This window comes from Candidatus Enterococcus avicola (genome assembly GCF_047470845.1).
GTDB lineage: Bacteria > Bacillota > Bacilli > Lactobacillales > Enterococcaceae > Enterococcus_D > Enterococcus_D casseliflavus.
The window spans coordinates 1-11,661 of the sequence record NZ_JBLGTY010000042.1 but is presented as its reverse complement, the minus strand read 5'-3'; the positions used below and the strand labels follow the sequence as shown (position 1 = coordinate 11,661).

The window sequence follows — 11,661 nt, the reverse complement described above, 5'->3', positions numbered from 1 at the left end:
TATGGTGATGGATTCGAGTGATATAGCCTACTTCCTCATCGTATTGATAAGAGGTAAACCACATGTACTTGAGTTCGAACCTTTCTTTCTCATAGAGTCTTTTAAGTTTTTTCAAAGTGTTTTCTTGATCACGCTTTGCATCAGCAGGCTTTTCAGGTAGAAACTGATCGGAATAAGTGAATGTTGCATAGTAATCTTTCTCTCCAAAATTTGCATATAGAAACAATGCAGCCTTTCTTTTACTTTGGGCTTGATTCCATCTTGCTTGAGATAAGCCAGTAACTTTTTTCCTCCTACCTCTGGGTTCTCTACATTTTCGTTCCTGCTCGATCGTCCTACTATACAATCGGATTTCTTTATATGGTCCTGCTTCCACTCTGCGTTCTCTAACAAATGATTTCTTCATGACAAACACCCCAGATTTTTCTACGTCCGTTAAGTTAGTATCTAATACAAGGACGATAAAACGCCGAAATAGCAGCGTTTTTTGCAAAAATAGTCTGAGGATGGTATACTTATCTTGTCGGAGATAAGAAATACCATTCTCAGAAGTCGCCAGTTTTGGCGGCTTTTTTTATTGTTCTGAAAACTGGAAAAGAACCTTTTCTTCGGTTTGTTTTCCAAGATGAAAAACATGGTGATACAACGTCCTTCCACGCAACTGAAATGTTTCTACTCTACCTCGCTCAGTTTTCGCTTCAATACTGTATACATAATTCTCTCCACGTTTCCTCATACGAACCTGCATAACAATTGCAGGCATTTTTTCCAAGTAATCGATCGCCTTTGATAACATCTACATCACCTACAGCTTTCACTCATCTTCGAACAAATTTATCTGTCCAGAATTATTGACATCAATTGGATAAACAACTGGTTCCAATTCTCGTTTCGGTAATCCATGATTTGATTCTGCATCGATGGTAATTCCTCGATGATCACTAGTAACTTTGATTCCAACCTTTATTGAAATCGTGCGTTTTGCTTCAATGTCCTTTTGAGTATCCTGTAAATCGGCAGTGATTGTTCGAACTTCTGCATCTAGCAAACTGTTAACTTTTGCCATCAACTTATCGCCTAATGTCAGTGCTAACTTGTCATTATTCATATTGAATTCCTCCTTTACTTACTAAATCCGGTAGCAACTTAGGGATGGCCATTTGTAACTTTTGAAACTGGTCATCTGAAACAACAAAATATAACGCGATCGTTGGTGTCTCATCACTATCAAATGAACGATCCTCTACTTCACATGTCGATTCAAACTTATTCCAGATAATCGACTTAATTTTTTGAGTGTATGGCTTAACATACATTCGATTAGTAGTGAAAATAATTTCTCTTTCTTTAAACATCTAGTTACCCTCCAATCATTAATAGGAAACAAATAGCTAACAAAATACCGTTTAACAATAAGCTGGCATAAGCAATCCCTTGTAATTGACGTGCTTTATACAATGGATTGTCATGGAGCGTAGCTAACCATTTCTTATTCACAAAATCACTCCTTTCAATCTGACATAATATTTGCCCAGTTTTCTTGCAAATACTTCGCCATTTCTAAAGCATTGAATTTCCAAGGATTCCCTTTACCTTTTGAGTAACGAACAAAACCGCCGTTCCTGACATCTAGTATTTCTCTGTTTGGATAAAGGATTTTTTCCTTTATCCAATCTTCGTCAGTAGTTTGCAGCCGTTCCTTAAGATCATCCATTGTCCATGTTTGACCCATCAAATCTTTTTTCTTTAATGATTCATATTCTTCAATTTCCACAACTTTTAAATGTGAAGGTATTAAGATTTGAATCGGTGTATTGATTTCAATGGTTTGAGACATAGTGTTTCTCCCTCCCTAATTTCTTTGTTTGCTTTTGAAGGTCAAAATGATTGATTTCTTTTTGTCTTGCTCGTGTACGAAATTTTCGTATTCATTGCCTAAAAAAATTTCATCATACTTGACACCGAAAGCATCAATATATTTCCTAAGCAAACTATCTTTTATTTTGGAAGAGTCTTTTTCCATATTTTGAATAGTTCTTGAAGTAACATCAAAAAGTTCTGCTAGCTCTTCCTGAGTCAAACTATGCATCACTCGCAACTCTTTTAGGGTCTTCATTCAACTTCCTCCTCATAGTTCTGTATTTGATGAGTCAAATATAATACGATTTTTTCGTATTGTCAACAAATAAATTCGTAATTTTCGTACTTATATATTTACTTTGATTCGATTTTTTCGTATAATATGAAATATAAAGAGGTGAAAACATGGATGATAAACAAAGGAATATCATTATTGCAGCAAATATAAAAAGTTTTATTAGAAAAAATAATATAACCCAAAAACAGTTAGCTAAAGAAATTGGGATTTCTCCATCAACTATGAGTGACTATATGAATTTGCGCTCTAATCCATCTCATGGAGTTATTCAAAAAATCGCTGATTATTTTGGGATTATGAAAAGTGATATTGACACTACTTACAAAGAAAGCAAGTCTTCAATAGATTCTATTTACAGCCAGTTGAATATGGATCGCCAAAAAAGAGTATATGATTTTGCTCAAAATGAACTCAAAGAACAGAAGAAAGAATTATTCACAATCGCAGCTCACTCTGACGATCCTAATAGGAAGTTATCTAAGAAAGAATTTGAAGATCTAAATCGATATTTAGATGAAGCAGATAAAAAATTTGATGATAAGTAGGGTTGCAGATGGATGATTTTGAAAATCTTTTAAACAAGGTTACGACTGAAATTCCAGTTATAGAATTACCTTTAGAGCAGGATACTGGATATACAGGTCTTTATAGAAACAATCGGATCTACTTAGATAAAAATAAATCAAGTAGAAAAAAGAAGGTTGTTTTGGCTGAAGAATTTGGTCACCATAAAAGAACTATTGGAAATATTCTTAATTATAAAGATCCCGAGGCTTGGAAAGAAGAATGGAAAGCTAGAAGATATGGTATTGAAATTCTGATCACACTTGATGATCTCTTAGACTGTGCTTTGAATGGATGCAACAACATTTATGAATGCAGCGAACACCTGAACGTAACTCCCGAATTTTTTGAAGATACTCTCATTCACTATTTCAATAAATACGGTAAATACCATTATCATCGCAACTATAAATTTACATTCGACAATGAGTTTATATTCGTGGAACCTATTAAAATTTTTGGATAAACAAAAAATCTTTTGGAAGTTCCCGCTCCCAAAAGATCTGCTCATTTCTGAGACTGTACAAATATATTATATCAAAGAAATGAGGAAAGAAAAATGGCAAAAAGAGTTAGAGGCGAAGATGGTAAAATGTACAAGGTTAAGAAACCATTTTACAAAAGGGTTTGGTTTTGGGTACTAGCTATTATCTTTATAGCAATAGTGGGTAACGGTTTATCTGGTGGTAATAATGATTCTGCTGCCGAAAAATCTTCAAATAGCTCTTCTGTTGCAGATAAATCGACGAGTTCATCAATTAAAGAAGAAAGTTCATCTACAGTTGTTGAAAAAGAGTCTAAGCCAGAAGATAATGTTTCTAGCGAATTTAAATCTGCACTGAATCAAGCGAAATCATATTCAGATACAATGCACATGTCCAAACAAGGAATCTATGATCAGCTAGTATCCGAGTATGGTGGTCAATTTCAACCTGATGCTGCGCAGTATGCAATTGATAATATCCAAGCTGACTGGAATGCTAACGCACTGGCACAAGCTGAATCTTATTCAGATTCGATGCATCTGTCTAAACAAGGAATTTATGACCAACTAATTTCTGAAAATGGCGGTCAATTTACAGCTGAAGAAGCGCAATACGCTATTGATAACATTAAAGCTGATTGGAATGCTAATGCATTGGAACAAGCAAAGAGTTATCAAGAAAGCATGTCAATGTCCCCTGAAGGAATTAGAGATCAATTAGTTTCTGAATACGGAGGTCAGTTCACACAAGAAGAGGCTGATTACGCTGTTAATAATTTAAATTAATAAAAAACACGTCCCTCTTCTTGGCGGTCGAGGACGTGCTGGACCCAAATAAACGTAAGGCTTATTTAGTCATGCCTATTGTAGCAAAACTAAGGAGTTGAATCAATATGGCTAGTATTCAAAAGAAAGATAATGGTTGGCAGTATCGTGTTTCTTATAAGGATACTGATGGTAAATACAAAACAAAAACTAAAGGGAAATTCGCTACAAAAAAAGAAGCTCATTTAGCTGCAGCTGCTATTGAAAAAAAACTAACTGAAGGGTTTAAAATTTCTGATGCTGATCAAGAATTTCCTGTCTATTTTCGAGAATGGTATGAAGTTTATAGAAAAGGCAAATTTTCAAAAGCAAATGATGCTGATATAGAAAAGTCTATAAAATTTGCGGAAGCAAATTTCAAAGGAATAAAACTTAAAGATTTGAATAGGAAAATTTATCAGCAGAAGTTGAATGAATTTGCTAAAACAAGACGATCCTCCACTGTCTCTAAAATTCACATCTATATGAAAGCAGCCATCCAGGATGCACTGCAAGAAGGAATTATTTTAAAAGACCCTACTTATAAGGTTTCATCTCGTGGTGGTATTTCAGATAAATCAGATAGAGATAAATTCCTAAGCTACAATGAAACCAAAAAACTCACAAATTCTTTGATTGATGGCATCAAGCCAACCTACGTATCTAGATATATGATTCTTTTAGGTATTGCTACAGGGATGCGCTATGCGGAGATACTTGGATTGACTTGGAACTGTATAGATTTTGAAGATAAAACTGTTAGAGTTGAGAAAACATGGGACTATGTATACAAACAAGACTTTTCAAATACAAAGAATTACCAATCAATGCGCCTTATTACTGTTGACGACTTCACTCTTGACCTTTTAAAACAATTAAAGAAACATCAACGTGAATATTATTTTGGTAGGATACTAAAGAATGAGAAAAATCTAGTTTTCCTAAATGACGATATGGAGTTGATATCAAACTCTGCAGTAAACAAAACGTTGAAGAAACATCAAAAGAAAATTGGAATAGATCAACCGATAAACTTTCATGGACTTCGACATACACATGCATCAATACTTATCTATCAAGGTGTTAATCTAAAATACGTTTCCAGACGTTTGGGCCATAAAAAAATTGAAACGACATTAGGTATTTATCAGCATATTCTTGATGAAATGGAACAAAAAGAGTCTCAAATCGTTAGCACGACAATGGGTGAGCTATTTGCATGAATTCATAATCTCGTGCAAAATTGGTGCAAAATCATTCTATTTTCTCTAGTTTTCTCCCACTTTCTTATATTTAAAAAAATGCAAGAACCCTTGATATATAAGCATTCCTTATATAGTCAAGGGTTCTTCTGGTTTCTTCATAAGGAGAGTACAGGATTTGAACCTGCGCGCCGGGATGAACCGGGTCGGCGGATTTCGAGTCCGCTGCATTACCACTCTGCCAACTCTCCATAACAGTTATTTTCGCTAGTTTTATTAAAAATGTCAAGAAAAATCTGCACCCAATAAGTAATGGGATGCAGATTTTTTGTTCTTTAATCGAAGATGTAGCTATCTTTCTTTTCGATTACGCCTTCAATGGTCTCGTTGATGATTTTGATGATCTGGTCATCGGTGGGTGTGATGATACCCGCCGACATTAAGGAAGCCAAACCAGTCACAACGATCCATGCGCCATTATGTAGTGCATTTACCGCATCTTCTGAAAGATCCGCATATTTTTCTTCTGATTTGATCAAGGATTTGAAATAGGTCGATGAAAAATCATGCATCAATTTCCCACCGCCATAGTCGTCGATAAAAAGGGCGATGTAGAGATTGTGCTGCTCTTGAGCGAAGCGTATATAATTCAGGCCTAAATCAACAAGTTTGTCTCCTGTTCGAACAACTGGAAAAACATTTTCCGATAAATCTTTGAAAACAGCCTCCACCAAGGTATTTTTTAAGTCCTGCATATTTTCGAACTCAAGATAAATCGGTTGAGTAGAAATTCCCATGTGCTTCGCGATATTCCGGGCCGTAAAATTGCCAAAACCTTCTCTATTGATCAGTTCATAAGCGGCCTTCAAAATGTGTTCTCTTGTATAGACCTTCCTTCGCATCAATAAATCCCCCTTTTTATATTTATTTAATTGTAACCGAGATATTCATTTTTTTAAAATAAAACACTCCATCCGTTATCTTATTTCTATTCACTTTGTTCATTAAAAACGAATGTTTACTAATTAAGAGAAGTGCTTCTCCTTTCATGTATCACAAAAAATCCTACGCATTGGCTGCTAGTTATTTTTCAAATCTACTTTTCTTCCTTGTTGAAAACTCGCTGAAATTGTACACTAAGAATGTAGTGCGCAAATTCGATTGAAAAAGGAGTTTGGAAATGGCTGAATCAAAAGAGCTATTATTGGAGACCTGTTTGTTGGCAGGAAAAATCATGATGGAAAACGGCTCGGAAGTCTATCGAGTGGAAGATACAATGAATCGAATTGCAGCAAATGCCGGGGAGCAAGGCAGCATTAGTTATGTAACAGCAACTGGACTTTTTATGGGCTTACGCAGTAGCCACTATGCACAAGTAGAAAATGTTCATGATCGAGTCATCAATCTCGAAAAAATTGTTGCCGTCAACGGATTGTCCCGTGCCTATGCTGAAAAAAAAATTTCGTTAGTGGAACTGCACGAGGCATTAAAAAAGGTCAATCCAACGACACCAAGTTTTCCTTATTGGCTGCAGGTGTTTAGTGCGGGCGTGGTCAGCAGTACTTTAATGATTATTTTCGGCGGTGCTTGGTTTGATTTTCTAGCAACGTTTGTCATTGGCTGTCTGGGATTTTTATGCGCCTATTGGGTCAAAAAAGTCATCGATATCCGCTTTTTGGATATGTTTTGCGCCTCTTTACTGATCGGTACTTTGTCTCTTCTAGCGGTCTCTCTTCATGTCGCACAAAACGTCGATAATTTGATTATCGGTGCCGTCATGCCCTTAGTTCCTGGTGTAGCGATCACCAATTCCTTTCGGGATATTTTGGCAGGCCATCTCATCAGTGGGACTGCTCGGGGAACTGAAGCTATTTTCACAGCTGCCGCGATCGGTGTTGGCATCGCCACGGTCTTCACCTTATTTGGAGGGATCTCATGACGATTTTTATTCACCTTTCCTTTAGCTTTTTAAGCACCGTGACCTTTGGTATCTTGACCAATATTCCTAAAAGAGCCTTAGTTGCAACAGGCATTGCTGGAACGGTTGGCTGGATGATCTATTGGTCATTGAAAACGATTGGCTACGGTCTAGGCAGCGCCAACTTCTTAGCCGCATTTGCCGTCGGTTGCGTCAGCATCTTTTTTTCCCGCAGAAAAAAAATGCCCATGATCATTTTTAACATTCCTAGCCTCGTTCCTCTCGTACCAGGTGGTCCTGCCTACAAAGCCGTTCGAGAATTCGCTTTGGGCGACAACTTTGTCGGCTTTGAAAATCTGATGATCGTTGTCATCACCGCTGGGGCGATCGCTGGAGGCTTCATGATGACAAGTGTGGTTGAAAAGATCGTTAATCGTTGGCAAATGAAGCGAACGAAAAAACATCCCTCAGATAAAAAAATCTCCTGAAACTATTGGTGCGCAGAAACTATAAATTTTTCTTATTTCAGACTTTAGTACAATGTTTTCTTTTCGGACTTCTTTTATAATAAAGGCATACCTTACAAAACTGTTTGACGTTTGTCATTTGTTTTACTGGATTTTTCTGGTCTCACCCCGTATAGTGGGATTATGAAACATAAAGGAGATGAAGTCCTGTGAGCATAGCAACTTCTCGTCGTATCATTAATACGATTTCTATTATTGGCTTAGGTTTATCTATCGCATTAACGATCTATTTTATCAATCTAGGTGTTTTCAAAGACATTAATGCACTGCGAGGTCTAGTTGGAAATTCCGTTATCTTAGGACCAATCGTCTTTATCCTTTTGCAGATCTTGCAAGTAGTGATCCCGATCATTCCCGGTGGTGTCTCCAGCGCTGCAGGTGTCTTGATTTTCGGTCCTTATCTAGGATTCGTTTATAACTATGTAGGAATCAGTATTGGTTCTGTCATTATTTTCCTGCTAGGCCGACGATACGGTAAACCATTCATTTTAAGTATGATCAGTGACAAAACTTACGATAAATATATTGGCTGGTTAGATAACCAAAGCCGATTTGAAAAACTTTTCGCCCTTGCAATCTTTCTACCAGTCGCCCCAGATGATGCCCTTTGTCTAATGGCTGGCTTGACCAACATGACAGTGAAGAAATTTACGTTGATTATTTTGTTGGCAAAACCTGCTTCAATTTTCTTGTACAGCATGGCTTTGATTTATGGTGGAACATTCTTAACTGGTTTGTTAGGCGGATAAGAAAAATAGGTAAGAAAAACGATCAATTCATTGAGCCGAACATGAAGGAGCTGCTTTTCATACAGGGATCTATACCTGTGGCGAATGTGCTTCTGAAACTGTTCGACTCTTTTTTTCCGCCTTTTTAGAATAAATAGGAACCAAAATACTTACTTTTGTTAGGATGACGACCATGAATTATTTAAAAAACAGCTTAGTCAACACTTGGGATTTTTTGAAAGACAGCAATGCCTACTTCCGTGATGTGTTACTGATGCACGGTGCTTTGTTGTTCTTAGTGATCCCAATCTTATCGGCTTCCACCAAGTTCGTCTTAAAACGTGGGGGCTTGCCTTACCTTTCTTTTGATAATATTGGCAGTATCTTTACCGACCACCCAGTCGTGCTGCTCTCATTAACACTGATTTTACTTTTGATTTTATTAGCCGTCTTTTTTGAGTTTACTTTTTTGCTGCTAAGTGTCTATTTTATTAAAAAGAAACAGCCGATCAGCTTGCGGCAATTGTTACGGATGACTGTTTTGCAGTTGCGTAAATTACGGCCGATGACCTTTTTATTTTTCCTGTTTTACTTCTTACTGATTTTACCGATCGGTGGGTTGAGTTTTAATTCTGATTTACTCGCAAAAATCAAAATTCCCGCATTTATCATGGATTTCATTTTTGCCAACCGTGTCTTGATCATCGGGGCAGTGCTGTTGGTTTATGTTTTGTTGATTTACTTGGGGATTCGCGTGATCTTTGCCTTGCCAGAAATGATATTACGTGATCTGCCCTTTCGAAAAGCGATCAAAGAAAGCCTCCAAGTAACAAAACGCCGTTTTTTTGCCATCGTTGGACAATTTGTCTTTATCGGTGGCAGCATCTTGTTGATTTCGACACTGGGCTTCACTTTGCTGATTACCATTCAGGCGGTGATTGAAGTTGTTACACCGGACTATGCGTTGTATAGTGCTGTTTTTATTATGACTTTCTTGCAATTTATCTTGTTACTGAATGTCATTTTATCGACGGTAGCCATTTTTTACATCATCGTTGATTTCATGGATGATGAAGGCTTTTTACCAGAGATTCCTTCATGGTTCCACCAAGAGCCATTGAACCAGCGTCATTTCTTAGGTCTAAAAAGTTCGTTGTTTACCTTGGTAACGGTGCTTTTCGGTGTCGGTGTTAGTCTATATAATATGAACTATCTGACTTCAGCTGCTTCGATCCATCCGGTAACGATCTCCCATCGAGGGGTCAGCGACGGACAAGGGGTCCAAAATTCTCTTGAAGCACTACGCTTTACTAGCGAGAAGTACCACCCAGATTATGTTGAAATGGACGTCCAGCAAACCAGTGATGGTCATTTTATTGTCTATCATGATTTTTCTTACCGTCCGTTGACAGGTGGTCAGGGCAAACCAGAGCAATTGCCTTTGAGTTACGCCGAATCACTGACAGTTTCGGAAAACAACCAGACAGCGCGTATTCCAACCTTTGATGAGTACTTGGCACTTGCCAACCAATTGGACCAAAAACTGCTGGTGGAGATCAAAACGCAGCGAAAAGATACCACGGAACTTGTAAATGCCTTTTTAGCAAGATATCAAGAGGACCTCCTTGCAAATGGTCATATTATGCAAAGTCTCTCCTATACAGTTGTTGAGGAATTAAAGGCGCAGGCGCCTCAATTGATTGCAGGATACATCATGCCCTTCAATGTCGTGGGGCCACCACTGACCAGTGCTGATTTTCTGACGATGGAATACAGTACGATCAACCGCAACTTCATCGCTTCTGCCCGAACCGATGGCAAGGAAGTGTTCGTTTGGACCCCCAATGATGCGGATACTATCAGCCGGATGCGTTTTTACGGGGTGGACGGGATCATTACTGACCAGATGGGGATCTTAAATGAAGAGTTGAGTGTAACGGAAGAAGATATGACTTATTCAGACAAACTATTGAATTTTGTGATCGGCGTTGGCTGATCTCCTTCTAAAATTGCGGTCAAAAGATCTTTTTGATCTATAAGGACTTAAAGAGCCATTTCAGCTAGAACAATTGAGAAATCCAAGGATCCCGTCATTTGCTTGAATGACGGGATCCTTGTGTAAATACGGATTATGGTGAGTTGGAGAATAAATGTCACGTGCCCAGTTCACCTAAATTTGAACATTTAATTGAACCGTTGCAGAGCCACCCATCCCACTTATATACACGGTGACAAAACTTCTTCCCCCTGTAAAGCTCACTACCCCTGATGGGTAGTATTGAGAGTAACCAAATCCTGTATCGTAAGAAAACGTATTAGAAGTTGGATACCATGTCTTGCTAGGACCTGATAATACCGATGCTACTTGGGCAACGACTTGACGATTACTCAACACATACAATGTTGAACTTCTTGACCATGAACCATTCACCCTAGATAATTTAACAGAATCCGATGATCTAAAATCATATGTTACAGTAAGATATGCTGTTATTCCTTGTTGTGTAGTGCTTCCGCTATTACTCGCTCGTGAAGCATCAGACAACGGGATAGAGAAATCAGCCTTAAATGTTTTCGTTTCTTCGCTTGGATTCAAGATATTTTTAGGAGTTATTGTTGGTATTTCGGTAATATCTACATCAAAGTCAATAGATAAATCACTATCTACAATTGCCTCAACACTAACCTCTCCAAAATTTACTGTCTTAACAACCTCATCTGCATTAGAAACAGTTGGGAAAATAACAAGCATCAAACAACAAAATACTAAACTGGCAAACAACTTTTTCATGAATAGTTCCCCCTTTAATATTTATAGTAAGCGCTTACGTATTTATTTTTACCCATTTTTGAGTTAAAATAAATAGTATATAAATAAAGAAAGGTCGTTATTTTTATGCTTGCTAAACTACTTAAGATCTTAAAAAAAAAGAAACACCCACGCGAAGTTAGTTCGCCACTGAATCAATTTCAATCAAATGCGGAAATTTCAAAAAAACTTAAAGAGTTAAAACGAAACGAGAAAAAAAGGAATAAAAAGTAATTTAACACTTAAGGAAGACTGGTCCTACTTACCTCACGATTTTTTATGCTAAGGTGTCTTTAAAATACCGAAGGCGCATTCTTGAAAGTCTAATCGTTTGATCTCACAACTTTGACTGCACCGGTTACTTTCTTTGCGATTATAGTAAGATTATAGTATGAATAGGCTACACTTAACTAGACAGAAAAGATAAGGTGTGTAAAATATAAGAAAACACACTGGAGGAAATATCA

General features: G+C 37.4%; 16 protein-coding genes, 1 tRNA gene and 1 pseudogene. 8 read left to right on the top strand and 10 right to left on the bottom strand.

Annotation, left to right across the window (positions count from 1 at the left end):
• From ACI3E5_RS17275 to ACI3E5_RS17245, 7 genes and pseudogenes are all read right to left on the bottom strand, one after another.
• Nucleotides 1-406, bottom strand: a pseudogene (locus ACI3E5_RS17275) (rolling circle replication-associated protein); the annotation flags it as partial.
• A 168-nt stretch (nucleotides 407-574) separates the two neighbouring features.
• Nucleotides 575-796: a hypothetical protein gene (locus ACI3E5_RS17270; protein ID WP_087627984.1), complete on the bottom strand. Its 222-nt coding sequence runs from the start codon at nucleotides 794-796 to the stop codon at nucleotides 575-577.
• 18 nt (nucleotides 797-814) lie between these two features.
• Nucleotides 815-1,108 carry a hypothetical protein gene (locus ACI3E5_RS17265; RefSeq protein ID WP_498822132.1) on the bottom strand — a complete coding sequence of 98 codons (294 nt, stop codon included), beginning with the start codon at nucleotides 1,106-1,108 and terminating at the stop codon, nucleotides 815-817.
• A complete protein-coding gene (locus tag ACI3E5_RS17260; RefSeq protein WP_087627986.1) occupies nucleotides 1,101-1,355 on the bottom strand; it encodes a hypothetical protein in 255 nt (84 codons plus the stop codon). The genes ACI3E5_RS17265 and ACI3E5_RS17260 overlap by 8 nt, the downstream gene beginning before the upstream one ends.
• 4 nt (nucleotides 1,356-1,359) lie before the next feature.
• A complete protein-coding gene (locus tag ACI3E5_RS17255) occupies nucleotides 1,360-1,497 on the bottom strand; it encodes a hypothetical protein (RefSeq protein ID WP_179190645.1) in 138 nt (45 codons plus the stop codon).
• Nucleotides 1,498-1,510: 13 nt separating this feature from the next.
• The gene (locus ACI3E5_RS17250; protein ID WP_041120560.1) at nucleotides 1,511-1,837 is read right to left on the bottom strand and encodes a DUF771 domain-containing protein; all 327 of its coding nucleotides are present in this window, start codon (nucleotides 1,835-1,837) and stop codon (nucleotides 1,511-1,513) included.
• A 15-nt stretch (nucleotides 1,838-1,852) separates the two neighbouring features.
• Nucleotides 1,853-2,116, bottom strand: coding sequence for a helix-turn-helix transcriptional regulator (locus tag ACI3E5_RS17245; RefSeq protein WP_142964690.1), 264 nt, complete (start codon nucleotides 2,114-2,116; stop codon nucleotides 1,853-1,855).
• Nucleotides 2,117-2,265: 149 nt separating this feature from the next.
• Here ACI3E5_RS17245 and ACI3E5_RS17240 point away from each other — a divergent pair, with 149 nt between their 5' ends.
• From ACI3E5_RS17240 to ACI3E5_RS17225, 4 genes are all read left to right on the top strand, one after another.
• Complete coding sequence (locus ACI3E5_RS17240; RefSeq protein WP_270267263.1) at nucleotides 2,266-2,703, top strand: helix-turn-helix domain-containing protein; 438 nt, start codon at nucleotides 2,266-2,268, stop codon at nucleotides 2,701-2,703.
• 8 nt (nucleotides 2,704-2,711) lie between these two features.
• Nucleotides 2,712-3,188, top strand: a complete 477-nt coding sequence (locus tag ACI3E5_RS17235; RefSeq protein ID WP_142964689.1) for an ImmA/IrrE family metallo-endopeptidase — start codon at nucleotides 2,712-2,714, stop codon at nucleotides 3,186-3,188.
• A gap of 93 nt (nucleotides 3,189-3,281) precedes the next feature.
• A complete protein-coding gene (locus ACI3E5_RS17230) occupies nucleotides 3,282-3,992 on the top strand; it encodes an Ltp family lipoprotein (protein WP_144316750.1) in 711 nt (236 codons plus the stop codon).
• 107 nt (nucleotides 3,993-4,099) lie between these two features.
• Nucleotides 4,100-5,233, top strand: a complete 1,134-nt coding sequence (locus ACI3E5_RS17225) for a tyrosine-type recombinase/integrase (protein ID WP_498822131.1) — start codon at nucleotides 4,100-4,102, stop codon at nucleotides 5,231-5,233.
• Nucleotides 5,234-5,375: 142 nt separating this feature from the next.
• On the opposite strand, the gene ACI3E5_RS17220 is transcribed toward ACI3E5_RS17225, so the two are convergent.
• A tRNA-Ser gene (locus ACI3E5_RS17220) sits at nucleotides 5,376-5,463 on the bottom strand.
• 84 nt (nucleotides 5,464-5,547) lie between these two features.
• Nucleotides 5,548-6,114 carry a TetR/AcrR family transcriptional regulator gene (locus ACI3E5_RS17215; RefSeq protein ID WP_010749693.1) on the bottom strand — a complete coding sequence of 189 codons (567 nt, stop codon included), beginning with the start codon at nucleotides 6,112-6,114 and terminating at the stop codon, nucleotides 5,548-5,550.
• A 278-nt stretch (nucleotides 6,115-6,392) separates the two neighbouring features.
• Here ACI3E5_RS17215 and ACI3E5_RS17210 point away from each other — a divergent pair, with 278 nt between their 5' ends.
• From ACI3E5_RS17210 to ACI3E5_RS17195, 4 genes are all read left to right on the top strand, one after another.
• Nucleotides 6,393-7,151 carry a threonine/serine exporter family protein gene (locus ACI3E5_RS17210; protein ID WP_010749694.1) on the top strand — a complete coding sequence of 253 codons (759 nt, stop codon included), beginning with the start codon at nucleotides 6,393-6,395 and terminating at the stop codon, nucleotides 7,149-7,151.
• A complete protein-coding gene (locus ACI3E5_RS17205) occupies nucleotides 7,148-7,618 on the top strand; it encodes a threonine/serine exporter family protein (protein ID WP_016608602.1) in 471 nt (156 codons plus the stop codon). The genes ACI3E5_RS17210 and ACI3E5_RS17205 overlap by 4 nt, the downstream gene beginning before the upstream one ends.
• A 188-nt stretch (nucleotides 7,619-7,806) precedes the next feature.
• Nucleotides 7,807-8,406 (top strand): TVP38/TMEM64 family protein, encoded by a 600-nt coding sequence (locus ACI3E5_RS17200; protein WP_005229140.1) that lies wholly within the window; start codon nucleotides 7,807-7,809, stop codon nucleotides 8,404-8,406.
• Nucleotides 8,407-8,578: 172 nt separating this feature from the next.
• On the top strand, nucleotides 8,579-10,381 hold the full coding sequence (locus tag ACI3E5_RS17195; RefSeq protein ID WP_325845669.1) for a glycerophosphoryl diester phosphodiesterase membrane domain-containing protein: 1,803 nt from the start codon (nucleotides 8,579-8,581) through the stop codon (nucleotides 10,379-10,381).
• 174 nt (nucleotides 10,382-10,555) lie between these two features.
• Here ACI3E5_RS17195 and ACI3E5_RS17190 read toward each other — a convergent pair whose 3' ends face one another.
• A complete protein-coding gene (locus ACI3E5_RS17190) occupies nucleotides 10,556-11,176 on the bottom strand; it encodes a hypothetical protein (protein ID WP_325845670.1) in 621 nt (206 codons plus the stop codon).
• Nucleotides 11,177-11,661: the final 485 nt, after the last annotated feature.